The 22,119-nt window shown below is 64.6% G+C and carries 23 protein-coding genes and 1 pseudogene; 17 read left to right on the forward strand and 7 right to left on the reverse strand.

The window, feature by feature from the left end; translation table 11 throughout:
• Window positions 1-13 precede the first annotated feature (13 nt).
• Window positions 14-436 (reverse strand): DUF1801 domain-containing protein, encoded by a 423-nt coding sequence (locus ACIQLF_RS18370; RefSeq protein ID WP_400301634.1) that lies wholly within the window; start codon window positions 434-436, stop codon window positions 14-16.
• Window positions 437-798: 362 nt separating this feature from the next.
• Between ACIQLF_RS18370 and ACIQLF_RS18375 the strand changes: the two genes are divergently transcribed.
• Complete coding sequence (locus tag ACIQLF_RS18375) at window positions 799-2,001, forward strand: CaiB/BaiF CoA transferase family protein (protein WP_400301636.1); 1,203 nt, start codon at window positions 799-801, stop codon at window positions 1,999-2,001.
• Here the strand turns inward: ACIQLF_RS18375 and ACIQLF_RS18380 are convergent.
• Window positions 1,987-3,540, reverse strand: coding sequence for a PucR family transcriptional regulator (locus ACIQLF_RS18380; protein WP_400301638.1), 1,554 nt, complete (start codon window positions 3,538-3,540; stop codon window positions 1,987-1,989). The two genes, ACIQLF_RS18375 and ACIQLF_RS18380, sit on opposite strands and share 15 nt — an antisense overlap.
• Window positions 3,541-3,622: 82 nt before the next feature.
• Here ACIQLF_RS18380 and ACIQLF_RS18385 point away from each other — a divergent pair, with 82 nt between their 5' ends.
• From ACIQLF_RS18385 to ACIQLF_RS18400, 4 genes are all read left to right on the forward strand, one after another.
• Window positions 3,623-4,984 (forward strand): aminotransferase class III-fold pyridoxal phosphate-dependent enzyme, encoded by a 1,362-nt coding sequence (locus tag ACIQLF_RS18385; protein ID WP_400301641.1) that lies wholly within the window; start codon window positions 3,623-3,625, stop codon window positions 4,982-4,984.
• Window positions 4,985-5,053: 69 nt separating this feature from the next.
• Window positions 5,054-6,241, forward strand: a complete 1,188-nt coding sequence (locus ACIQLF_RS18390; protein ID WP_400301643.1) for an acyl-CoA dehydrogenase family protein — start codon at window positions 5,054-5,056, stop codon at window positions 6,239-6,241.
• 31 nt (window positions 6,242-6,272) lie between these two features.
• Window positions 6,273-7,736, forward strand: a complete 1,464-nt coding sequence (locus tag ACIQLF_RS18395; protein WP_400301646.1) for an aldehyde dehydrogenase family protein — start codon at window positions 6,273-6,275, stop codon at window positions 7,734-7,736.
• A 149-nt stretch (window positions 7,737-7,885) separates the two neighbouring features.
• Window positions 7,886-8,764 carry a 3-hydroxyacyl-CoA dehydrogenase family protein gene (locus ACIQLF_RS18400; protein ID WP_400301649.1) on the forward strand — a complete coding sequence of 293 codons (879 nt, stop codon included), beginning with the start codon at window positions 7,886-7,888 and terminating at the stop codon, window positions 8,762-8,764.
• On the opposite strand, the gene ACIQLF_RS18405 is transcribed toward ACIQLF_RS18400, so the two are convergent.
• Complete coding sequence (locus ACIQLF_RS18405; RefSeq protein ID WP_400301651.1) at window positions 8,765-9,205, reverse strand: pyridoxamine 5'-phosphate oxidase family protein; 441 nt, start codon at window positions 9,203-9,205, stop codon at window positions 8,765-8,767.
• A 120-nt stretch (window positions 9,206-9,325) separates the two neighbouring features.
• Here ACIQLF_RS18405 and ACIQLF_RS18410 point away from each other — a divergent pair, with 120 nt between their 5' ends.
• From ACIQLF_RS18410 to ACIQLF_RS18430, 5 genes are all read left to right on the forward strand, one after another.
• Window positions 9,326-10,408 carry an App1 family protein gene (locus ACIQLF_RS18410; protein ID WP_400301653.1) on the forward strand — a complete coding sequence of 361 codons (1,083 nt, stop codon included), beginning with the start codon at window positions 9,326-9,328 and terminating at the stop codon, window positions 10,406-10,408.
• Window positions 10,405-10,869: an acyl-CoA thioesterase gene (locus tag ACIQLF_RS18415; protein WP_400301656.1), complete on the forward strand. Its 465-nt coding sequence runs from the start codon at window positions 10,405-10,407 to the stop codon at window positions 10,867-10,869. The genes ACIQLF_RS18410 and ACIQLF_RS18415 overlap by 4 nt, the downstream gene beginning before the upstream one ends.
• Before the next feature lie 261 nt (window positions 10,870-11,130).
• Window positions 11,131-11,733, forward strand: coding sequence for a histidine phosphatase family protein (locus tag ACIQLF_RS18420; protein ID WP_400301659.1), 603 nt, complete (start codon window positions 11,131-11,133; stop codon window positions 11,731-11,733).
• Between the two features lie 186 nt (window positions 11,734-11,919).
• Window positions 11,920-12,768, forward strand: coding sequence for a siderophore-interacting protein (locus ACIQLF_RS18425; RefSeq protein ID WP_400301662.1), 849 nt, complete (start codon window positions 11,920-11,922; stop codon window positions 12,766-12,768).
• A gap of 611 nt (window positions 12,769-13,379) precedes the next feature.
• Window positions 13,380-14,048, forward strand: coding sequence for a heme oxygenase (biliverdin-producing) (locus ACIQLF_RS18430; protein ID WP_400301665.1), 669 nt, complete (start codon window positions 13,380-13,382; stop codon window positions 14,046-14,048).
• Window positions 14,049-14,138: 90 nt separating this feature from the next.
• Here the strand turns inward: ACIQLF_RS18430 and ACIQLF_RS18435 are convergent, their stop codons facing one another.
• Both ACIQLF_RS18435 and ACIQLF_RS18440 read right to left on the reverse strand, forming a co-directional pair.
• Window positions 14,139-14,987 carry a DNA-3-methyladenine glycosylase family protein gene (locus tag ACIQLF_RS18435; protein WP_400301668.1) on the reverse strand — a complete coding sequence of 283 codons (849 nt, stop codon included), beginning with the start codon at window positions 14,985-14,987 and terminating at the stop codon, window positions 14,139-14,141.
• Window positions 14,984-15,580, reverse strand: coding sequence for a DNA-3-methyladenine glycosylase I (locus tag ACIQLF_RS18440; protein ID WP_400301671.1), 597 nt, complete (start codon window positions 15,578-15,580; stop codon window positions 14,984-14,986). Before ACIQLF_RS18440 ends, ACIQLF_RS18435 begins: the two co-directional genes overlap by 4 nt.
• 64 nt (window positions 15,581-15,644) lie before the next feature.
• Here ACIQLF_RS18440 and ACIQLF_RS18445 point away from each other — a divergent pair, with 64 nt between their 5' ends.
• Both ACIQLF_RS18445 and ACIQLF_RS18450 read left to right on the forward strand, forming a co-directional pair.
• Window positions 15,645-16,040 (forward strand): ArsR/SmtB family transcription factor, encoded by a 396-nt coding sequence (locus ACIQLF_RS18445; protein WP_400301674.1) that lies wholly within the window; start codon window positions 15,645-15,647, stop codon window positions 16,038-16,040.
• The gene (locus ACIQLF_RS18450) at window positions 16,040-16,960 is read left to right on the forward strand and encodes a cation diffusion facilitator family transporter (protein WP_400301676.1); all 921 of its coding nucleotides are present in this window, start codon (window positions 16,040-16,042) and stop codon (window positions 16,958-16,960) included. Before ACIQLF_RS18445 ends, ACIQLF_RS18450 begins: the two co-directional genes overlap by 1 nt.
• Here ACIQLF_RS18450 and ACIQLF_RS18455 read toward each other — a convergent pair.
• Window positions 16,957-17,810 (reverse strand): annotated as a pseudogene (locus tag ACIQLF_RS18455) (IS5 family transposase). The gene ACIQLF_RS18450 and the pseudogene ACIQLF_RS18455 sit on opposite strands and share 4 nt — an antisense overlap.
• Window positions 17,811-17,963: 153 nt before the next feature.
• Complete coding sequence (locus ACIQLF_RS18460; protein ID WP_400301679.1) at window positions 17,964-18,170, reverse strand: hypothetical protein; 207 nt, start codon at window positions 18,168-18,170, stop codon at window positions 17,964-17,966.
• A 607-nt stretch (window positions 18,171-18,777) separates the two neighbouring features.
• On the opposite strand from ACIQLF_RS18460, the gene ACIQLF_RS18465 reads away from it, so the two are divergent.
• The 5 genes from ACIQLF_RS18465 (at window position 18,778) to ACIQLF_RS18485 (ending at window position 22,119) form a co-directional block, all read left to right on the forward strand.
• Window positions 18,778-19,086 (forward strand): hypothetical protein, encoded by a 309-nt coding sequence (locus ACIQLF_RS18465; RefSeq protein WP_400301682.1) that lies wholly within the window; start codon window positions 18,778-18,780, stop codon window positions 19,084-19,086.
• A gap of 83 nt (window positions 19,087-19,169) precedes the next feature.
• Entirely contained in the window at window positions 19,170-19,697 is a 528-nt protein-coding gene (locus ACIQLF_RS18470) for a hypothetical protein (RefSeq protein ID WP_400301685.1), read from the forward strand.
• Window positions 19,694-20,296, forward strand: a complete 603-nt coding sequence (locus ACIQLF_RS18475) for a hypothetical protein (RefSeq protein ID WP_400301687.1) — start codon at window positions 19,694-19,696, stop codon at window positions 20,294-20,296. Before ACIQLF_RS18470 ends, ACIQLF_RS18475 begins: the two co-directional genes overlap by 4 nt.
• 15 nt (window positions 20,297-20,311) lie before the next feature.
• A complete protein-coding gene (locus ACIQLF_RS18480; RefSeq protein ID WP_400301689.1) occupies window positions 20,312-21,244 on the forward strand; it encodes an ATP-binding cassette domain-containing protein in 933 nt (310 codons plus the stop codon).
• A complete protein-coding gene (locus tag ACIQLF_RS18485; RefSeq protein WP_400301691.1) occupies window positions 21,241-22,119 on the forward strand; it encodes a hypothetical protein in 879 nt (292 codons plus the stop codon). The genes ACIQLF_RS18480 and ACIQLF_RS18485 overlap by 4 nt, the downstream gene beginning before the upstream one ends.

The raw sequence follows: 22,119 nt of genomic DNA on the forward strand, positions 1-22,119 counted from the left end.
GGGGCGGGCGCGCTCAGCGCACCTGCGCACGCGTGTCGGCGAGCGAGCGCTCCAGCAGTTGGCGCAGCGCCCTGCGATCCACCTCCGTCAATCGCGTGAGGTAGAGGCAGGCCTTGCTCGCACGGTGTTTGCCGAGCCGGGCCATGAGATCGGGCCAGCGCTCCGAGAAGTCGTTGACGAGGTAGATCGTGTGCTTCGCGGGACCCGGCGCGAAGGCGAGCAGGGGCGCGCGGCCCCCGTGGCCGCTCTCGTAGCGGTACTCGTACTCTCCGAAGCCGATGATGCGGCCCGCCCATACGACCGGCTGCTCGCCGCTGATATCGCCGAGGAGCGCGAGCAGTTCGTCGACCTCGGCGCGCCGAGGGCCCGTGGCGCGGTCGAGCACCTCCGCAACCGGCAGGTCGGACGGTGACATTGCGGGCGGCTTCGCTGCCATGGGTCTCCTCGAGATCGTGCTGGATAACCCAGAGTACTACTGCAGGGTCAAGTCCCCGGTGGTGGCGTAGCAATCCATCGGTGCCGCAGCTGCAAGCCTTTCAACTCACATCTGATTCCGCAGCCGCGCGCAGCTCAGGTCGTGTCAGCGGCACTCCATCTGGATGAAGTGGCCATCGAGTTGGATGAATTATCCGAGACTCCTGTCACGTTTGTTCGTAGGGTGTTCCATGTAGCTCACGTGGAAGGAACAACGCTGGCCGGCTTTCCACCACACTGCACCCACGCGGGGATCCAGGAGATCCCGGCGGGACGCTGTTCGCAGATGGTGCGGAGCAGGAAGGCCACGGAAGGAATCCCCGCATGAATTCGATCCGCCCGCTTGACGGCATCATCGTCGCCGACTTTTCCCGGGTGCTGGCCGGCCCGCTGTGCACCATGACGCTGGCCGACCTCGGCGCCACGGTCATCAAGGTCGAACGCCCCGGGACGGGGGACGACACCCGCAGCTGGGGCCCGCCGTTCTCCGCCACCGGCTCCACCTACTTCGAGTCGGTGAACCGCAACAAGCAGTCGGTGGCGCTGGACCTCGGGAACCCCGGGGACCTGGTGTTGGCCCGGGAGCTGGCGCTGCGCGCCGACGTGCTGGTGGAGAACTTCAAGCCCGGCGGCATGGCCAAGCTCGGGCTCGGCTACGGGGAGCTGGCCACGGAGAACCCGGGACTGGTCTACGCCTCGATCTCCGGATTCGGTTCCGCCGGCGGGGCGCACCTGCCCGGCTACGACTTTATCGTCCAGGCCCTCGGCGGGCTGATGTCGATCACCGGGGAGGCCGACGCCGACCCGATGAAGGCCGGCGTCGCGCTCGTCGACGTGCTCACCGCCAAGGATGCGACCATCGGGGTGTTGGCGGCGCTGACCGCCCGCAACGACTCGGGGGCCGGTGCCCACATCGAGGTCAACCTGCTCTCCAGCCTGCAGGGTGCGCTGGCCAACCAGGCCCAGGCCTACCTGGGCGCCGGCAAGGTCGCCACCCGCATGGGCAATGCGCACCCCTCGATCGTGCCCTACCAGCTGCTGGCCTGCGCCGACGGATCCGTCGCCGTGGCCTGCGGCAACGACGGGCAGTTCGCCAGGCTCTGCGCCGAGATTGGCGAACCGCAGCTTTCCTCCGATGCCCGCTTTGCCACCAATTCGGCGCGCGTGGCCAACCGCGAGGTGCTCATTCCGCTGCTGGAGGATGCGCTGCAGGCCGACACCGGTGCGCAGTGGCAGGCGCGCTTCACCGGCGTCGGCGTTCCCGCCGGCAAGGTCGCGGGGATCGACGAGGGTATCGACTATGCGCAATCGCTCGGGCTGGACCCGGTGATCGAGGTGCGGAACGCCGAGGGTGTGGTGGTCGGCAAGCAGATCCGCCACCCGATCAGCTGGACGCCGCGGCTGGATGCACCGTCCGTGGCCCCGCCGCTGCTCGGCGAACACACCGACGCGGTCCGTTCCTGGCTCGGCAAGCCCGCCGAACCCGGCAAGCCGGCAAAGCAGGATCCGGCGCTAGCGCGGTCCTAAACCGCTCTCCTCGCGCCGAAGCGCCAGCCACAGGTGGGCAGCGACGTCCGGATCGTCAAGGTCCACGCCCAGCAGGCCGCCGGCCACGGCGATCCGGTGGCGCAGCGAATTCCGGTGGATGCCCAGGGCCCGCGCCGCATCCTCCCAGGTGCCGCGCGCCCTGAGGTAGGCCCTGACCGTTTCCAGCAGGTCGGCGCGCGGGTAGTCGGCCAGGACCCGCACCCAGCCCGTGGCCCGCGCGTCCTCGCTCGCGCTCACCGCCACCAGGCGTCCCGGAGCTGCCTGCAACACGGCCTGGCGAAGCACCGCAAGGTTGCCGGGGATCTCGCCGAGGCTCACCGGATCGCCCAGCGCCGCGGCCAGCGACCCGGAGACCTCGGGCTCCTCGAGCGCCGAGACCCCCAGCATCGCATTCTGTTCCAGCGAGTCGCGCTCGCTGTCCGCCGGGGAGCTGCCCAGGCCGGCGGCGGACAGCACCAGGTACAGGATCGAATCCTGGACATGGCGCAGCACGCATGTGTCCACGGACGCGGCCAGGTCCGGCAATCCCGGGTCGGCCACCAGCCGCACCGCCGCACGGGCTGCAAGCCCCGGGTCGTCGCCCGGCGAAAGCCTGATGCCCAGCAGCCGCACCCGGTTGGGAAGTTCGCCCAGTCCCACGTCCTCGGCCACCATGTGCGCCGCCTCGCCCTGGCCGTGCAGCAGCAGCTTGGTGGTTGCGGCGCCCAGCGCGTTGGTGGTCCCGACGATGACCTCGCGCTGGCGTGCGCGCAGGGCCAGCAGCGTGGAAACCGTCATGATGACCTGCCGGTCGGCCTTGGTCAGCGTGCGGCCCGAGCCGATGCACAGGAAGCCGTGGATGCGGGTGCCCACGAGGATCGGGTAGAGCACCACGGGTTGCCCGTGGACCTCGAACGTCGCGGCGGAGGGCACTCCTGCCTTGTTGAAGCGGATGGACTCGGAGCGCAGGTCGGGGACCAGGGCGCTCGTCGAGGCGGGCCACACCGTCTCCGCCCCGGCATCGGCCGGCAGATAGGCAGCCCAACCGCCGAGCGCCTGGGCCAATCCGCGCACCACCGCGCTGGTGGCGTCGGGGCGCATCGCGGCGCGGGCCAGCGCGGTCTGGGTGCCGAGGGAATCCATCAGGTTGGTGGTGTCGTCCCTGGTGGCAAGCCGCCAGTAGGCGCGGGTGACGTTCTGGAACGGGACGCCGTCGGGCACGATCGCCAGCTCGATGCCCGCGGCAAGGCTCGCCGCCACCACGTGCCCGGGGACCGACCTGAGCCATGGCCCCAGGCCCAGCCCGACGGCGTGCACGTTCTTGGCCTCGAGTCTGGCCATGTAGGCGCGGGAGAGCGCCGCCGAGGCGGCGAACGGCATGCCGGTGGTCAGGAGCAGTTCCCCGCCCTCCAGGTAGGGGGTCGGGTCCTCCAGTTCGGAAACGTGGACACCGGTGATCGGCTTGGCGCTGAAGTCGGCGTCCTCGCAGGGCGCGAGTTCGCTACCCAGCTCCGCACCCAATTGCAAAAGGGAGATCATGGGCTAGATTATCCAACACAAGCCATCAGATTGGGCAGAACATCCAATGACGCGTGTCACGCAGTCACATAACGTGGAGCCCATGACTGAAACTCTCCTGGCCGCGGAAGCCGCCACCTTGCCGCAGACCCGCCACCTTGCCACAGCCATTCCCGGCCCGCGTTCCACCGAACTGCACGCCGAACGCGCCGCACAGGTGACGAACGGCTTCGGCATCACGCTGCCGGTCTTCGTGACCCGCGCCGAGGGCGGCATCATCCAGGACGTCGACGGCAACCGCCTGGTCGACTTCGCCTCCGGCATCGCCGTGACTTCCCTGGGTGCCAGCAACAAGCTCGTCGCCGAACGCGTCGCGGCCCAGCTCGCGGCCTTCACCCACACCTGTTTCATGGTCACCGAATACGAGTCCTTCACCAAGGTCTGTGCATGGCTGAACCGGAACACCCCTGGCGACTTCGACAAGCGCACGGGCCTGTTCTCCACCGGCGCCGAAGCCGTTGAAAACGCCATCAAGATCGCCCGCGCCGCCACCGGCCGCCCGAATGTCCTGGTCTTCGACGAGGCCTACCACGGCCGCTCGCTGCTCACCATGGCCATGACCGCCAAGGTCAACCCGTACAAGCTGAACTTCGGGCCGCTGCCCGCAGAGATCATCCGCGCCGCTTCCGCCAACCCGCTGCGCCCGGCCGAGGGACTGGCCGCCGGCGCCGAGGCGGCACTGGAATCGGTCGAGGCAACCATCCTCGAGCACGGAGCCTACACCTTCGCCGCCATGGTCATCGAGCCGATCCAGGGCGAGGGCGGCTTCATCGTCCCGGCCGCCGGCTTCATCCCGGGCCTGCGCAAGCTTGCCGACAAGTACGGCATCCTGCTGGTCATCGACGAAATCCAGGCCGGCATGGGCCGCACCGGCACCCTCTTCGCTTCCGAGCACGAGGGCGTTGCGGGGGACCTGATCCTCACCGCCAAGGCCCTGGCCAACGGCGTCCCTCTCTCCGCGGTCACCGGCCGCGCCGAGGTCATGAACGCGCCGCACGCCGGGGGCCTGGGCGGCACCTACGCCGGCAACCCGCTGGCCTGCGAGGCCGCCCTCGCGGTCTTTGAGCAGTTCGAGGACGGCACGCTGCTGGAAAACGCCCGCCGCATCGAGGCCGTGGCCCGCGAAATCCTCGAGCCGCTGCTGGACTCCACCAACGTCGTCGCCGAGATCCGTGGCCGCGGCGCCATGCTTGCCATCGAACTCGCGGACGCTGCCACCCTGGAACCGCGCGCGGACCTGGCCAAGGAAATCTCCTCCGCCTGCCACGCGGCCGGCGTGCTGACCCTGACCTGCGGAACCCACGGCAACGTCGTGCGCCTGCTGCCGCCGCTGGTCATCGGCGAGGACCTGCTGCGCGACGGCCTCACGGTCCTGGCCAAGGCCATCGCCGACGCCGCCAAGTAACCGGCCAGGCAACCCGCCAAGCAAGCATCGCCCAAAACCTTTAGGTCCCTCTCTTCCAAGGAGTTCTCCATGACCATCACCGCCCACGAAACCCACCTGCTGGACCCGGCAGACCTGATCAACTTCGATTCGCTGCTCAGCGCCGAGGAGCTCGCGCTGCGCGCCAAGGTCCGCAGCTTCGTCGACGAGGCCATCAAGCCGAACATCGCCGGTTGGTACGCGGACGCCGTCTTCCCGCTGGAAATCGTCCCGGAAATGGGCAGGCTCGGCCTGCTGGGCATGCACCTGAAAGGCTACGGCTGCGCCGGCGCCACCGCCGTCGAGTACGGCCTGGCCGGTTCCGAGCTGGAGGCCGGCGACTCCGGCCTGCGCACCTTCGTCTCGGTCCAGGGCTCGCTGGCCATGAGCGCGATCTACAAGCACGGCTCCGAGGAACAGAAGTCCGAATGGCTGCCGAAGATGGCCAAGGGCGAGGCCATCGGCTGCTTCGGCCTGACCGAACCGACCGCGGGCTCCGACCCCTCCGCCATGAAGACCTTCGCCCGCCGCGACGGCGACGACTGGGTCATCAACGGCACCAAGCGCTGGATCGGCCTGGCCAACGTGGCACAGGTCGCCGTCATCTGGGCGCAGACCGACGAGGGCATCCGCGGCTTCGTGGTCCCCACCGAGACCGCCGGCTTCAAGGCCACCCCGATCGAGCCCAAGCTCTCGATGCGCGCATCCATCCAGTGCGAGATCGAACTGACCGACGTCCGCCTGCCGGCCACCGCAGTGCTGCCGAACGTCGTGGGGCTCAAGGGCCCGTTCTCCTGCCTGAACGAGGCCCGCTACGGCATCATCTGGGGCTCCATGGGCGCGGCACGCGACGCCTTCGAGGACGCGCTGGCCTACTCGCAGCAGCGCATGCAGTTCGACAAGCCGCTGGCCGGCTACCAGATGACCCAGCAGAAGCTCGTGGACATGGCCCTGGAAATCAACAAGGGCTACCTGCTGGCCCTGCACATCGGCCGCCAGAAGGACGCCGGCACCCTCGACCTGCACCAGATCTCCGTCGGCAAGCTGAACAACTGCCGCGAGGCCATCAAGATCGCCCGCGAGGCCCGCACCATCCTGGGCGGCAACGGCATCACCCTTGACTACTCGCCGCTGCGCCACGCCAACAACCTGGAATCCGTGCGCACCTACGAGGGCACCGACGAGGTCCACACGCTGATCCTGGGCAACAAGCTCACCGGCGTCCCGGCCTTCCGCTAAACGTTCGGCCGACATCCACCCTGAGGGAAAAATGACTGAAACCATCACGCAGACCGACACCGTCGCGCTGCGCCTGCTGATCGACGGCCAGTGGGTCGAGGGAACCGGGCGCCGGCTGGAATCCACCTCGCCGACCAGCCCGGACCCGGTGATCGCCGCCGGCGGCACCGCCACGGCCGGGGACGTGCAGGCGGCCATGGCCGCAGCACGGACCGCGGCCGCCGGATGGGCGGCAACCCCGATGGCCGAACGCGGGGGATACCTGTCCCGTGCCGCGGCCATCGTCACCGCCAACGCCGATGCGTGGGGCACCGAGCTGGCCCGCGAGGAAGGCAAGACCTTCGCCGAGGGCCGCGGCGAGGTGCTGCGCGCCGCGCAGATCCTCACCTACTACTCGGCCGAGTCCGACCGTCTGGCCGGGGAAGTCTTCTCCTCCCCGCGCCGCGGCGAAAGGATCCTTGTCACCCGCAAGCCGCTGGGCGTCGTCGGGGTCATCACCCCGTTCAACTTCCCCATCGCCATCCCCGCGTGGAAGATCGCCCCGGCGCTGGTCTTCGGCAACACCGTGGTGTGGAAGCCGGCCAGCACCGTGCCGCTGCTGGCGCTGCGCCTGGCCCAGGCCCTCGCCGGGGCCGGCCTGCCGGCGGGCGTGCTGAACCTGGTCATCGGCTCCGGTTCGCTCGGCAACGAGATCGTCAACCACCCGGACCTGGACGGGCTCACGTTCACCGGCTCCACCGGGGTGGGCCGCATGCTGGCGGCCGCGGCAGCCGGGAACGGCGTGCCGATCCAGGCGGAAATGGGAGGCAAGAACGCCTCGGTCGTGCTCGACGACGCGGACCTTGAACTTGCCACCGAGCAGGTCCTCTTCGGGGCGTTCCGTTCCACCGGCCAGAAGTGCACGGCAACCTCGCGCCTGGTGCTGCAGGATTCCATCGCCGATGCGTTCCTGACGCGCCTGGCCGAGCGCCTTGCCGAATGGCAGACCGGCGACCCGACCGATGCCTCGGTCCACATGGGCCCGGTGGTCTCCGATTCGGCCGCGGCGGAAATCCGTGCCGGCATCCAGGCGTCAGTCGCCCAGGGCGCCATCACGCGCTTCGAGGGCGACGTGTCCGGGCTCGGTCCCGCCTTCGTGGCGCCGACGGTGCTGGAGATCCCCGCGGGCGAGGACAACGTTGCCTGGCGCGACGAGTTCTTCGGACCGGTCCTTGCGGTCCGCCGCGCGGCAACCACCGCTGAGGCCTTCGCGCTGGCCAACGATTCCGAATACGGACTCAGCTGCGCGGTCTTCACCCAGGACCTGACCAAGGCACTGGAAGCCATGGAAACCATCGACGTGGGCATCCTCCACGTGAACTCCGAATCGGCGGGCGCGGATCCGCACGTGCCGTTCGGCGGGGCGAAGAAAAGCGGCTACGGACCCAAGGAACAGGGCTCGGCCGCCCGGGAATTCTTCACGCACACGACGACCGTGTACCTGCGCGGCGCGTAGGCAAACCCGACCGGCAGTGCCCCGGGGCGCCTGTTGTCATCCTCGTTCGTGGATGCGGCCGGCGCCCCCGGGCATGCCAAGGATGAACACCAAACCCGGGCCGCGCGCGAGCCGGTGAACACGATTCTTAGAAAGCAGTGGATTCAACGATGGGTACACCAATCAGCATCGAGAACATTTCCGCCATCCTGGTCATCGGCGCCGGGACCATGGGACGCCAGATCGCCATGACCGCGGCCCTTGCCGGCTACGCGACCACCATCCAGGACATCTCCGAGGACGGCCTGGCGGCTGCGCGCACCGAGCTCGAGGGATGGGCCGCGGGCCGCGTAGCCAAGGGCAAGCTGGAGCAGGAGGCAGCGAACTCGGCGTTGGGCGCCCTGGCCTACAGCACCGACCTCGACGCTTCCGCGGCGAACGCCGACTTCGTGATCGAGGCAGCCACGGAGCGCCTGGACATCAAGACCCAGATCTTCGAGCGCCTCGGAAAGCTGGCCCCGGCGCACGCCATCCTGGCCACCAACTCCTCAACCCTCGGTTCGTCCAAGGTCGCCGAGGCCACGGGGCGCGCGGACCGGGTCTGCAACATGCACTTCTTCAACCCGGCGCTGGTCATGAAGTGCGTCGAGGTGGTCCGCCACGAAACCACCAGCGACGCAACCGTTGAAACGACCATGGAGCTGGCGCGCCGGCTGGGCAAGGAACCGGTGCTGATCAACCGCGAGATCCCCGGATTCGTCGCCAACCGCCTGATGGGCGCGGTCCGGCGCGAGGCATTGTTCCTGGCCGACTCGGGCATCGCCAGCATCGAGGACATCGACACCACGGCGCGCACCGCGCTGGGCCACCCCATGGGCCCGTTTGCGCTCATGGACCTGGTGGGCCTGGACGTCGTCAATTTCATCGACCAGGCCACCTACGCCGAAACCGGCGCGGACGTAGACGCCCCGAACGCGCGGATTGCCGCGCTGGTTGCCGAGGGCAAGCTGGGCCGCAAGTCCGGTTCGGGTTTCTACGACTACCGGTAACTAGACGGCGTCTCCGACCTCGGGCTGGGACCCGAGGCGGAAGTGGCGTCCGGAGATCTTTTCGGCCTTGATCTTCACCCAGGATTCCTTCTCGGTGGGGATCCATGGGGTGACGCCCGAGTCGCGGGCGGCGGCGATCTCGTCCTGGGTTTCGAGCCGGTGCGCCGTGCCGTGGACAACCACCGACCACGCCTCGTCGGACAGGATGCCGTCGGCCTCGAACGCGACCTGCCCGTTGACCGTCAAGGCCGCAAGCTTTTCCCCGGGCGCCGTGCGTATGTATATGACACGGTCTTTTGCCGCGAAGTTCAGCGGGAAGATATCAACGATTCCTCCCACTGCCGTGGCCAGGCGTCCGTGGTTTGTATGTTCGAGCAAACGCCATGACTGGTCGTCGTCGAGAGTGAGTATCGGCTGGTCATCGTCGTGTTCAAACATCATGGCTTCAGTATTCTACGTATCGTAGAAAAATACCAGATTTGTGCCGTCGAATCATTTGGCGCGTCGAAGAATCATCCTTCCGATCCATCGGTGCCGCACCGCACATGAAAGACTGGAACCATGGTCAAGGATTTGAGTGTGGAACATGCACGGCATATAGCCGCGCGTTTCGAAGATCGCGTGTACGAGCTGCGCGCGGAGCGCGCCCGCGAGCGCGGATTGGTGCCCACTCTCCTGTCATACACCGGATACGGTCTGGCGGACCCGGAAAAGGGCTGGGTTCGCATCTTTGCCCGCGCCGTCCTGGCCAAGCCCGGCGCCTTCGAGGACGGGCGCCACGTCGCCAAGGTCATCGCCGACGGAGTGCGCGGATGGCGCAACTTCATGTCGCCCATCGTTCCCCACGGGCAGATCCGCGTGAGCATCAACGGCGAGGATTTCGACGTACAGGCCGACCGCGGGGGAGTCCTCGACGTCCGGGTGGCCGCCGTGCTCGAGCCGGGCTGGCATGAAATCTCGATGACCATCGAAGACAGTGCGCCCGTGATCGCCCCGGTGCTGATGGTCGATGCCGCCCAGGAGTTCGGGGTCCTTTCCGACGTCGACGACACGGTGGTGGTCACCGCGCTGCCACGCCCGCTGCTGGCGGCCTGGAACTCCTTTGTCCTTTCCGAGCACGCGAGGCTTGCCACCCCCGGCATGGCCGTGATGATGGATCGGCTGCTGCGCAACAAGCCGGGAGCCCCCACCTTCTACCTGTCCACCGGTGCGTGGAACGTCGCCCAAACCCTCACGCGGTTCCTGTCGCGAAACCTCTACCCGCAGGGCCCGCTGCTGCTGACCGACTGGGGACCCACCGAACGGCGCTGGTTCCGCTCAGGCATGCAGCACAAGGCCGACCAGCTGCGCCGCGTCGCCTCCGAATTCCCGAACATCAAGTGGCTGCTGATCGGCGACGACGGCCAGCACGACCCTTATCTTTATGCCGAGTTCGCCCGCCGCTTCCCCGGGCACGTCGCGGCCATCGTCATCCGCCAGCTCACGCCTTCGGAGGCGGTGCTTGCCGGCGGGCGCAGCCAGGGGATCCTGAACTCAACCCCCGGCGTGCCCTGGGTATATGAACCGGACGGCGCCCGCATTGCCGCGCAGCTCACCGAACTCGGCTACCTCGAGGCCGACCCGTTCCCCGGGAGCGACATGTGAGCGGATACAAGATCAGTGTCGAGGTGCCCATGCGCTGGGGCGACATGGACGCCTACGGGCACATCAACAACGTCAACCTCGTCCGCATGATGGAGGAAGCGCGCATTGCCGGGTTCGGGGTACCCGGAGGCACCGGCAAACCCGGCATCCTGCCGCAGGTCGACCTGTTCTCCACCGTCCCGGAAAACACCCAGATCCTGGTGGTCGAGCATCGGGTGCGCTACGTGAAACCGCTCGACTACCGCAACGTTCCGGCGCACGTGGATTTGTGGATCAGCAAAATCAAGGCTGCGAGCTTCGACATTTGCTACGAGTTCCACGATCCGGTGGACGGCGGGATTTGTGTGCGTGCCACCACCACCCTGGCGTTTTTCGCCGTGGAGACCCAGCGGCTGCTGCGCCTGAGTGCCGAACACAAAGTCGCGCTGGGCGCTTACGAAGCCAAGGCGCTGTTCCAGTAACCCTTGCGGCAAAGCCTCGGTCACGCGGGCAAACTCCCGTGCCAGATGTCGGGAATGGAAGGATCATTGCCCATGACGATGGCGCCTTTCGTCTGCTCTTGCCCTGTTTCGGCGGGCGCCGGCAAAGCCGATTCGTCATCCCAACCACCCTTGAAGCATGGGGCTGGTGTGTACGCCGGGTCGGAACCCGAAAAATGGCGCGCATCTCGTGAAGCCGTAAATGATCCTGCCAACCGGGCTCCGACGCTTTAGAGTAAAAGTGTGAGACTCATACTGATTCGCCACGGTGAGACGGCCTCCAACGTGGTGCAGGCACTGGACACGGCAGCCCCCGGCGCCCCGCTGAACGACGTGGGCGTGGCCCAGGCCGAAAGGCTTGCCAAGCAACTCGCCAAGGAAGAACTGGACGCTGTCTATTCATCCCCGTTGATCCGCGCCAAGATGACGGCAACGCCGCTGGCGACGACCCGCGGGCTGCTGCTGGCCGAACATACGGGCCTGAGCGAAATCTCCGCGGGCGAACTGGAAATGCGGACGGACTTGGCGGCGCAGCTGGCCTACCGTGACGTGTTCTTCAAGTGGCTGCAGGGCGAACTGCATGCGAAGATCCCCGGCGGCGAGGACGGGCGCAGCGCCCTGGAGCGGTTCAGTGCCGTCATCGAGCGGGCGGGTGCCGACGGCACCGAATCGCTGGCCGTGGTCAGCCACGGGGCCATGCTGATGACGTGGCTGGCCAGCCGCAAATCAAACTTCGACGTGTCTCTCTTGCACCATGCCCCGTTGCAGAACACTGGTGTTGCCGTCCTCGAATCGGGCAAGGGGGACACCTGGACCGTGCGCAGTTGGCAGGGCCAAGCGCTTTAGGCAGGACCAGACGGAGCCGTGCGCGGGGCACCGCCGGACGACGCGGCGTTCGCGATCGGTTTGGGGATTCTTGTTGACGCTTTGGCCGAAATGCACTGGCTTGGTGGCTGACGTGGCCATTCACCGGCCGATCGAACCATCGATTAGGATAGGAATACCTTCCCTAATCCAAGAAAGCGGTCTTCGGTGAGTACACAGCGTTTGGCACGTCCGGCTCGTCCACAGGTAGTTCTCGAAGTGCTGGCAACCGAGATGCTGTCCGAGCACATGGTTCGACTGACCTTCGGTGGACAGGGATTTGCGAACTACCAAGACAAGCTGGTTTCCGACCGCTACGTGAAGATCTTCTTCACCAAGCCCGAGCTGGGGCTCGTTCCGCCCTATGACCTGGACGCCCTGCGCGAGGAACTTGCGCCCGAGGATTTCCCGGTCCGTCGTACCTACACGTTGCACCACGTGGATTTGGAAGCCAAAACCGTGCAAATCGACTTTGTGGTTCACGGAGACGAGGGGCTGGCCGGCCCGTGGGCACGGAACGCCGAAATCGGCGACCTGATTTGCTTCACCAGCCCCGGCGGCCTGTACACGCCGGATCCGGAATTCGACCGCCAGCTGCTGATTGGCGACGAAACGGCCCTGCCTGCCATCTCGGCCGCAGTGTTGGACATGACTCCCGAAATGATCGGCGACATCTACCTTGAGGTCGGCGGCCCCGGTGACCATGTCGAGCTCGACGTGCCGATGGGGATCGAGGTCCATTGGCTGCACCGCGGGGAACCTTTCACCCCGGAGAACACAAGGCTCGAATCGGTGGTGCGCGCCGCGCCCTGGCCCGAAGGAACGGTCCAGGTTTTCGCCCACGGCGAGCGGGAGACCATGAAATCGCTTCGGGAATACCTGCATGGTGAACGCGAGGTTGACCGCAAGGCCATGTCCCTCTCTGCGTACTGGGCCTATGGCCGCGCCGAAGACGAATTCCAGGCCGAGAAGAAAAGCCCGATCGGCCAGATCTTCCCCGAGCCGCTGAACGCCTGACTGTCGGTAGGTGCTGGCACGGCAAGGCCGCGACGGGGCCTTGGCAACATGTGCCCGGACCGCAATCGAGAGCGTCGCCGATCCGGCGGCCACCTATGCTTCGTTCACATCCCCGAAGGGTTTTTGCCGCACCGCAGCCGGACGATGTTGTCGAACCGGCCGATGAACGCCTGCCTGTGAGAAGAAAAGAGCGCAGGAACTCCTGCCGGACGCGTGAATTGATATTCACCCGTTCGACACGAGTTCCTCTTTTAAAGAGTGGGCGCCGAGTTTGCCTCATTCCAAGGCCGCGATTTCTCGGCGGCTTTGCAGGCGCCCTGGGCCCGGAAAGGGGTGTCGGCCGTCGCCGGCCACTTCGCTTGCCAATTCCGCTGGTTGCGGCAGGGCGGGAGTTTGGTGCTCCGGGCGTGCGCGTGATCCCGGCTCCACTGCCCGCCGTCCTTGACCGGACGTTTTGCCGCCGAAATCAGGGCGGTCGGCGGCCTGAAGGGCCGGTGTTCGAGAGGCATGTGACCGACAGTCCGCCAATTAGGTCACTGTAAACTATCGTTATTAGGGCGCTTATGGTTAGGATGGCATTAACTCAAAGGCCAATACGCAGGGAGATAACGATGTCGCTGGACGACCAGGTGCTTTTTTCTGCCAGGCTCAAGGAAGCCACGCAGTCCGACCACCGCGAGGCAGAAGGCAGCGAGTTCATCACGACATTGATGAACGGAACGCGAACCTCGCGCGACTACGTCCTCTTGCTCTCGCAGTACACCTACATCTATTCAGCGCTGGAAACCGAGGTCCGGGCGCTGGCGGGCGACGCCGACCTGGATCCCATTTTTGATCTCCGCCTGGAACGCCTGTCGAAAATCCAGGCGGATCTCGCCAGCCTCCTGCCTGGGCATGGATTTTCGAACATCCCCGAGCCGCTGGGTGCAACCAAAGAATATGTGCAGCACATTCGTGCCGCGGCCGGCGATCCGGCCAGGCTCGTGGCCCACCACTACCTGCGCTACCTGGGAGATTTGTCCGGCGGCCAAATCATCGGCCGACTCGTCGAGCGCCACTACGGCATCGCCCAGGATGACCTGACCATGTGGCGCTTCGACGGGATCGACAAGCACAAGCCATACAAGGACGAATACCGCGCGAAGCTTGACGCTTACGCGGTGACACCCGAGCGGGTTTCATCCCTGCTCGAAGAAGCGGCGAAGGGATTCACGCTTAACAAGGCGCTGTTTAGGGACTTGCTCACCCAATCGCAGCAGTCGGCATTGATGTCGGCATAGCAAAAATCGGCGAATTCCAGTTCAGCCGGTGAAAAGGGCGGATCCGCGAGGTTTGGTAACACCTCGGGGAGCCGCCCTTTTGCTTGCCTGTCAGGCCGCGTCGGATGCCCACAGGTGCACCATGGCGTAGGACCTGTACGGGGCCCACGCCTCGGACAGCTGCGCCGCTTTGCGCTCGGTGACGCGGTTCAATGCCCTGCGGACCACCAAGTCCCCGGGCACAAACGCATCGGGGTCGCTCCTGCCGCGCATCTGCAGGTAGTCGGCGGTCCACGGACCCACGCCGCGCAAGGCGAGCAGTTCTTTGCGATTCAGCGGGAATGCGTCCGGCGCGGCAAAGTCTTTGGCGGCAAAGCTCTCCGCCATGGCAAAGAGGGTGGTTGCACGGGCCCGGGTCAGCCCGATCGCCTCGCGCAGGGCATCCGGGCCGTACTCGAGGACGTCCTGCGGACGCGGAAAATTCCGGAGCCCATCCGCGGCCTCGCGGCCGTAGGCTGCGACGAATCGCCCGCCGAAGGTGCGGCCGGCAGCCAGCGAGACCTGCTGCCCCAGGATGGTGGTGGCCGCCGCCTCGAAACCGTTGAGGTAGCCGACCGAGCGCAGCCACGGTCTGGCGCCCACCAGCGGAGCCAGCAGCCCGTCGTCCCCGAACGCCGCCTGGATCGGGGCAAGGTCGGTGTCCAGATCCAGCCAGCTTCGGACGGCTTGGACGAGCTCCGCCGCGTCACCGGCTGGCGGTCCCGCGCACTCGAGGAGGACGCCGTCTTCGGTGAATTCCAGGGTGGCGGCGCGGGGCCCGGCACCCAAGGGGACCATGCGCGTGTGCCGGTTGCTTGCCGGGTCGTGGATGTCCAGGCCGGGGATTGAATGGATGCCCAGCACATGCATCATGTGCCCCGGGTCCAGCTTTCCGTTGGCTTCGAGAAAGTGCCGGATCACGCGGGCCAAACCCCCGAGGTGCCCCGGCGGTGGCTCTGCACCAGGTGGGTGTCGACGATCCCGAGCGCCTCCATGAGCGCATACATCGTCGTGGGTCCCACGAAGGAAAAGCCGCGCTTCTTCAGGGCCTTGGACAGCGCGAGCGATTCCGGGCTGGTGGTCGGGATCTCGGCCATGGTGCGCGGGGTCGGTGTCTGCTCGGGCTTGAAGGACCAGACGAATTCGGCCAGGCCGCAGTCTTCCCGCAACTCGATGGTGGCCCTCGCGTTCTTGATGGTTGCCAGGATCTTTGCCCGGTTCCGGATGATCCCGGCGTTGCCGAGCAGTTCCTCGACTTTGTCCTCGCCGAAGCCCTGGACGGTGTCCGGGTCGAAGCCTGCGAATGCCTCGCGGAAGTTTTCCCGCTTGCGCAGGATCGTGGCCCACGACAGCCCCGACTGGAACGCCTCGAGGCTCAGTCGCTCGAAGACCCCGTGCTCGTCTCGAACCGGCATGCCCCACTCGATGTCGTAGTACTCCCGCATCATCGGGTCGGTCGCGGCCCAGGCCGGCCGAGCAAGTTGGTCTTCTCCGATGACAATCCCCGTATCCATGTTCCAATCCTGCCACGGGTTCCGTGCCCCTGGCCTTATCGCCAAATAGCGCTATCATCGGAATATGACGATGATAGTTCGCGAGCGACACGCGAGGAACGAAGCGCTGGAAACCCATGCGCCGTCGGCGGCACTTTTCCATGGGCTGGCCGATCCGACCCGACTGATGATCCTGGACCACCTGCGCACCGGGGAGCACAAAGTCAAGGACCTCACCGAACACCTGGGACTGGCCCAGAGCACCGTCAGCGCGCACCTTTCCTGCCTGCGCGACTGCGGGCTCGTCACCTCCCGCGCGGTGGGTCGTTCCAGCATGTTCTCGCTGGCCAATCCGGGGCTGCTCTCCATGATCCTGGACGGCGCCGCGAACTACATCGCCAGCAGCACCGCGCTTGGGCTGGACGACCACGATTTCAGCGAGGTCCACGGGCCGCACCAAGACAGGGAAGCGGGGCTGTAATGGCACACGACCACGGCCATGACCACGGTGCGGCCACTTCCAACCGCACCAAGCTCGCCTGGGCCTTCGGGATCACCTTCACCATCCTGATCGCCGAAATCGTCGGCGCGATCACGACCAACTCGCTGGCGCTGCTCGTCGATGCGGCCCACATGCTCACCGACTCCACCGGCCTGCTGCTGGCGCTCACCGCGGCCACCCTTGTCATGCGCAAGCCAACCGCCAAGCGCACCTGGGGGTTCCGCCGGGCCGAGGTCCTTTCGGCGACCCTGCAATCGGCGCTGTTGCTCGGCGTCGGCATCTACGCCTTCATCGACGGCATCCGCCGGCTCTTTGATCCCGCGGAGGTGGCGGCCGGCGGGCTGCTCATCTTCGGCATCATCGGCCTGGTGGGCAACATCGCCTCGATGCTCATCCTCGCCTCGGGCAAGGACGACAACCTGAACATGCGCGCCGCCTTCCTTGAGGTGCTCAACGACGCGCTCGGTTCGGTGGCCGTCATCATCTCGGCCATCATCATTTCGACCACGGGGTGGATGCAGGCCGACTCCATCGCCGCGATGCTCATCTCGGGGCTGATCATTCCCCGCGCGCTGAAACTGCTGGGGGAGACCACCCACATCCTGCTCGAATCAACGCCCAAGGGCCTTGACCTTGAAGACGTGAGGGCGCACCTGACGGCCCACCCGCTGGTGCTCGCCGTCCACGACCTGCACGCCAGCCAGATCGCCTCGAACCTGCCGATCCTCTCCGCCCACGTGGTGGTGGCGGACGAGGCCTTCCGAAACGGGGCCGCGGCGACGCTGCTGGGCGAACTGCAGTCCTGCGTGGCCCAGCACTTCGAGGTCAGCATCGAGCACTCCACGTTCCAGATCGAAGCTTCCAGCCACCAGACCCCGGAACACGAGGGCCACGACTAGGGTGTGTCTTCCAATGCCGAAATTGCCGCGCTCCAGATGACAACGGCCTGCAGCACGACCGCGGAGCGGTAGGTCAGGGCGAGCAAACCGCGAGCTGGTGGCCAAGGACCTCCACTGCTTCAGGGTGGTGAAGCTGCATTCCACGACATTGTGTCGCTTGTATGCGTCCCTGTCGTAGGTCACCGGCCGCCCGCCGGCCTTCACCTTGCGCTTGCGGTTGGCCTTCTGGTCTTCCTATTCGGGAATCACGCATTGGATGCCGCGGTCCCGCATGTATTTGCGGATGGCCTTTGACGAGTACGCCTTGTCCGCCAGCGCCCGGTCGGGCCGGGTCCGGGACGCCCCAGACCCGGCCTTCCTGACCTTGAGTCCCTCCAGGAGGTTTTGGAACATGGGCGAATCCCCGCCCTGCCCGGCTCCGAGCAGCAGCACCAAGGGACGCCGGTTTCCGTCGATCAGAGCATGGATCTTGGTGGTCAGCCCGCCGAGGGAACGGCCGATGGCGTGGTCCTCGGGCTCAATGAGCAGATTCTTGTAATTCGACAGGTCCCCCCGTGTGGCGCGGGAGGTTGGTGCCGTGCTGGTGGGCACGGTTCACCGTGGAATCCACCGACACCTCCCAATTGATCAGCCCCTCGGCGTCGGCGCGGGACAACAGGGCGCCCAAGATGGTGTCCCAGGTACCGTCGTTGCTGTAGCGGCGGTGGCGCTTCCACACGGTCTTCCACGACCCGAAGTGCTCCGGCAGGTCACGCCACGGGATCCCTGCGCGGTAGCGGTAGATGATTCCCTCGGTGATCAGCCGGTGGTCGTTGAAGGGACGCCCGGCCCTGCCCGTGGAATCGGGCATCAGCGGGGCAATCAGTTCCCACTGGGCATCGGAGAAAACGGTGTAACGGGATTTCGCCCGTCAATCCTCCCAAACCCGGTTGCCGGGGATTAAGAGACACGCCCTAGTGCTGCCAGGGGGAAGAAGTTGCCGAACAACCGTTCCATGTAGAGGTCAGTCATGGTCGCCGTGGGTGCTGGTGACTTCCTGCAGGTGCTGGAAATGCTCGGGCATGAAGAGCCCGTAGAACGTGATGGTGCCAATGAGCAGCACGCGGGCTGCGGTCGCCAGGAGCAGGATGGCGAGAGCGATTTTGATTCCCGGCTTCGTGAAGAGGAGCAAGATGATTGCAATGACGAAGGGGGCGATGAAGAACATCATGAGTTTGTTTCCTGCGTCAGTTTCGTATCAAATGCGGTTGCGTATGAGGGTGGCCGGTTGCCTAACTTGAAATGAGCATAAGGACGGGCTCCGACGTATTGATAGCTCAATCATGCGTGAGCAACTGGTGGGGGCTCTACAACTGATCGTCCGGGGTTCTATGGACACTTTAATTGGTGGGTTTCTCGGGGTTTCGTTGGAACCCCGCAATAATTATAGAAATATAAACAAACCCCACTAGTTGATCGCATTTATTTCTCAAGTTTTCCGCATTGCAGAAATGTCCAAATGGTGAAGATTCTGTTGTTTTCTACTTTTGTTCGACATGAAAAGGTTTAGTTTTTATGGTTCAAAGTTCATAATTCAAAACATGCGCGTCCGAAGTTAGAGCGCACTGAACCAGTGGCCGACGCAGTGTGTGGGAAGTTAATAATACTGGATGATTTATCCACTAAACTTTTGGCCACAATATTGTCAAACGATTGGTTTTAACGCTTTTTTAGTCTTGTCTAACTGGATATTAACGATACCGTCCTAATCACATCCGATGTGAAAACTCGCAAGAGCGAGTCCGCGTGATGACATAAATAGAGGAGAAGTAACCATCATGAGTGCAATCAGTTCAGGCTTCGCCGTCGAACAGCGATCAACATCCAATGTGAGGCTGGTCGTCGTCGGCGCCGCCCTCGCCTTCGCCATCGTCGGTGTCGTCTATACCGGATTCAACCCCATGTGGATTGCAGGATCGCTGGGCATCAGTGCCGCGGCGGCATCGCAAATCGTAGCCGCCATCAAGGCTGGCAGGAGTGCGGTGACCGTAGTTGCAGCCATTGCGGGTGCAGGGGTCGCATCAGCGATCACGGCGACGATCGCATTCATCGTCGTTAGCTGGGCCGCTGGCCCAGCCATCGCCTGATTCCAATCCCCCGTTGGGTGGGGGCCGGCGTTTCCATGTCGTCCGGCCCCCATCTTGGTAGCAAGAAAGATGAGGTACCCCCCATGTCTACCCAGAAACAGAAAATGGCACCAGTTGCTCGACCCAGGACGATTACTATCGCGTTCTGGTTGGTCATACTTTCGGCCGGGTTCGCAATAGCAAGTTCCGCGATTTCCATCGCGAGCGTGATGTCTCCGCAAGGTGCGGCGATGCTACGGGAGGGCATCTACGCGACACCTGAGGCGCTTGAAGGCGAGATTGGCATCGACGCGCTAGTCAGCATCGCACAATCGACGGCCGTTGTTATTCAAGCGCTATTGGTCTTGATCACGCTAGGTGTGACTCTCTGGATCGCGATCGCATTGCGGGCCGGCCGGGGATACATTCGCATCCTCGCAAGCATCCTCTTCTTTCTTCAAGCATTGGGAACGATCGCCTCACCTACCGTTCTATCCATTGGGAGCCTGATTGTCATCGGTGCCGCCGTTGCGCTGAGCTGGGCAGCTCCGTCCACCCGCTACATTTCCGAGAGCACCGCACACCGACGCCGCGGCCGTGTCATCGAGACTGACGCTATCGCAGTTCAATGAGCGTTCTCGTCACTGGGCGGTCGTTGGCACCGAAAGGGCCGATCGTTCGTTCTGTCGCGATCGCGATCGCATTGGCCGTGATGGTGATCGGTGTGGGAGCTGTCGGCGGTTCGACGGCCATGTCCGGCATTACAATTCCTGGTGAGCCAGGTGTCCGAGCAGGGTTGGCGGGCGCGAACAATTTCGGAGAGGTTTTCCTAGCCATCCTCGCCCGCAACTTGCCTGCAGCTGCTTCACTCGCTGCTGGGATCATCACCTTCGGTCTATTGTCGGCTGTATCCGGGCTGTTCCTCGGTTTGTATCTGGGGGCCACCATCGCGGCATCGGTCAACACCGTCGGGGTTGGCGATTTGTTCGAGTCCGTCGGCGCCTATGTCGGCATAGAGATGCTTGGCCTTGCTGCGGCTGCTGTTGCTGGGTTCCTGCCTCTCGCATACACGCTCGCTGGTGGGAGAGGCAGTGGACGAGACCTTATACAGCGATATCGCACAGGTCTGGTACCCGCGGCATTCCTTATCGCACTCTCTATTTTTCTTATCCTGGTCGGTGCGGGGATCGAGACAGTTGTAATCACTTCTTCGGGTTCACCGGCTGAGTGACTGGAGACACGAACAATGATAGAAGTCTCCGGAGCACAGAAGCAGTACGGTCACACAACGGCCCTAGCAAACGTCGATCTGACAGCTGCCCCGGGGCAGGTCACAGCAGTCGTCGGGCCCAACGGTGCGGGTAAGTCGACGTTGTTCCGTTGTCTCTTGGGGCTGGAAACCCTGGACGGGGGCTTCGCTCTCATCGACGGGCATCCATATGCCCGCTCTCGATCGCCCTTGCAATGCGCGGGTGCGGCCATCGACGCATCTACGTTCCACCCTGGGCGGCGTGCAGTGGATGAAGTGCGGATCGCGGCAACCGCGGGTGGCCTGCCATCTCGGCGGGTCACCGCGGTGCTCGATGAAGTAGGCCTCGGGGCAGTTGCACACAAACGGGTGAAATCACTATCGATGGGCATGCGACAACGTCTCGGCCTCGCAGTTGCTCTGCTCGGTCGACCACGAAATCTGATCCTAGATGAACCCCTCAATGGACTAGACGTGGACGGCATCCATTGGATCCGTGACCTGCTGCGGACGGCCGCCGCCGAGGGATCCACCGTGCTCATCTCATCCCACGTACTTTCGGAACTGGAACTCGTGAGCGATCATGTTTGCATTCTCTCGAACGGTCGTGTTTTACAAACCCGGGATCTCACCGGCACCAGCGAGAGTAATCTCGCACGATACGTAGTCGCCGTGAGTGACACGCCAGATGAACTAGCAAGCCTGCTGTCCACACACGGCGCTACTTCACAGCGCGAAGGGAACGCACTTCTGATTCGCGGAATGACGTTGCGCGCTGTGGCTGAACTAACGTTTCGAGAACGATTTTTCGTGGAATCACTGTCCGAAGCACAAGATTCTCTGGAGAACGAGTATCTCCGCTTGCTTGCTGAGATGGAACCACGCGACCCTGCACTGCGGGAGCTTCCCCGCGAGAAAGGCCAATCTTGAGCATCGTTGATCGGGTGCCCGTTGTGTTGCGATCCCGGCGGCAGCAGAGGCTGAAGCACGTCATCGCGTCGGAGTTCCTCAAAGCACGGACCTTGCGTTCCCAATGGCTGTTGTGGAGTTCCGCTGTCGCTGGTGGTCTGGTCGGCACTGTCGCAGCCCTCCTGTTCGCGCGGATCCTGACATCTCTCGGAGAGGGCATTCCTGCAGGCGAAGTAGACATGCTCATTGTGCGAGCACCGATAAGCGGTGCCGCAACAGTCGCGCTCTTCCTGGGGTTCGCGGCCATTCACCTTTCCGCCAACGAACGTTCGACCGGACGTGAGCGGCTGACCGATCTCACCGTGCCAGCAACTGGCAAGACTTTTGTCGCACGATTGACAGTCACAGCTCTGGGTGCGGCTACGGTTTCCATGATTACTTTCGTGTCGGCATGCATCTTGGTTCTTGTAGCTAGCGAATTGTCTGGGCATTCTGTCGAGGTAGGCCTGCTCGACCAAGTCTTGGCCGTGGGCGCCACCACACTCGCAATGACATTGGTCGCAGTCTTTGCTGCGGGTATAGGGCTCTGCGTGCGACACGGTGTGGTCGCTGCTGGCGTCTTCGTGAGCATCATGGTGGTCCTCCCCGCAATATTGGGAACGATAGGTGCAACTTCACGAAACGACTTGTATGCGTGGGTAGCCTCGCAGATGCCAGCCGGCCGTGTCGGCGCGGTGTTGGAGGCCACAGTAGCCGGCGATCTTCTGGGGACGGTGTCCGCGTGCTGCATGCTCATCGTATGGGCCACATTCTCCGTTGTGCTCGCCTACTGGTGTTGGCATGCCGAGAGTGGACATCAAGCACAACGCGAGCCGGCGGCAGGAGACCGGAAATGA

The sequence above is a fragment of the Paeniglutamicibacter sp. NPDC091659 genome, from assembly GCF_044756805.1.
GTDB lineage: Bacteria > Actinomycetota > Actinomycetes > Actinomycetales > Micrococcaceae > Paeniglutamicibacter.

What these genes read in the sequence shown, in the direction of transcription:
- ACIQLF_RS18370 (WP_400301634.1), bottom strand. Translation starts at nt 436, where the DNA reads ATGGCAGCGAAGCCGCCCGCAATGTCACCGTCCGACCTGCCGGTTGCG.
- ACIQLF_RS18375 (WP_400301636.1), top strand. Translation starts at nt 799, where the DNA reads ATGAATTCGATCCGCCCGCTTGACGGCATCATCGTCGCCGACTTTTCC.
- ACIQLF_RS18380 (WP_400301638.1), bottom strand. Translation starts at nt 3,540, where the DNA reads ATGATCTCCCTTTTGCAATTGGGTGCGGAGCTGGGTAGCGAACTCGCG.
- ACIQLF_RS18385 (WP_400301641.1), top strand. Translation starts at nt 3,623, where the DNA reads ATGACTGAAACTCTCCTGGCCGCGGAAGCCGCCACCTTGCCGCAGACC.
- ACIQLF_RS18390 (WP_400301643.1), top strand. Translation starts at nt 5,054, where the DNA reads ATGACCATCACCGCCCACGAAACCCACCTGCTGGACCCGGCAGACCTG.
- ACIQLF_RS18395 (WP_400301646.1), top strand. Translation starts at nt 6,273, where the DNA reads ATGACTGAAACCATCACGCAGACCGACACCGTCGCGCTGCGCCTGCTG.
- ACIQLF_RS18400 (WP_400301649.1), top strand. Translation starts at nt 7,886, where the DNA reads ATGGGTACACCAATCAGCATCGAGAACATTTCCGCCATCCTGGTCATC.
- ACIQLF_RS18405 (WP_400301651.1), bottom strand. Translation starts at nt 9,205, where the DNA reads ATGATGTTTGAACACGACGATGACCAGCCGATACTCACTCTCGACGAC.
- ACIQLF_RS18410 (WP_400301653.1), top strand. Translation starts at nt 9,326, where the DNA reads ATGGTCAAGGATTTGAGTGTGGAACATGCACGGCATATAGCCGCGCGT.
- ACIQLF_RS18430 (WP_400301665.1), top strand. Translation starts at nt 13,380, where the DNA reads ATGTCGCTGGACGACCAGGTGCTTTTTTCTGCCAGGCTCAAGGAAGCC.
- ACIQLF_RS18440 (WP_400301671.1), bottom strand. Translation starts at nt 15,580, where the DNA reads ATGGATACGGGGATTGTCATCGGAGAAGACCAACTTGCTCGGCCGGCC.
- ACIQLF_RS18445 (WP_400301674.1), top strand. Translation starts at nt 15,645, where the DNA reads ATGACGATGATAGTTCGCGAGCGACACGCGAGGAACGAAGCGCTGGAA.
- ACIQLF_RS18450 (WP_400301676.1), top strand. Translation starts at nt 16,040, where the DNA reads ATGGCACACGACCACGGCCATGACCACGGTGCGGCCACTTCCAACCGC.
- ACIQLF_RS18460 (WP_400301679.1), bottom strand. Translation starts at nt 18,170, where the DNA reads ATGATGTTCTTCATCGCCCCCTTCGTCATTGCAATCATCTTGCTCCTC.
- ACIQLF_RS18465 (WP_400301682.1), top strand. Translation starts at nt 18,778, where the DNA reads ATGAGTGCAATCAGTTCAGGCTTCGCCGTCGAACAGCGATCAACATCC.
- ACIQLF_RS18470 (WP_400301685.1), top strand. Translation starts at nt 19,170, where the DNA reads ATGTCTACCCAGAAACAGAAAATGGCACCAGTTGCTCGACCCAGGACG.
- ACIQLF_RS18475 (WP_400301687.1), top strand. Translation starts at nt 19,694, where the DNA reads ATGAGCGTTCTCGTCACTGGGCGGTCGTTGGCACCGAAAGGGCCGATC.
- ACIQLF_RS18480 (WP_400301689.1), top strand. Translation starts at nt 20,312, where the DNA reads ATGATAGAAGTCTCCGGAGCACAGAAGCAGTACGGTCACACAACGGCC.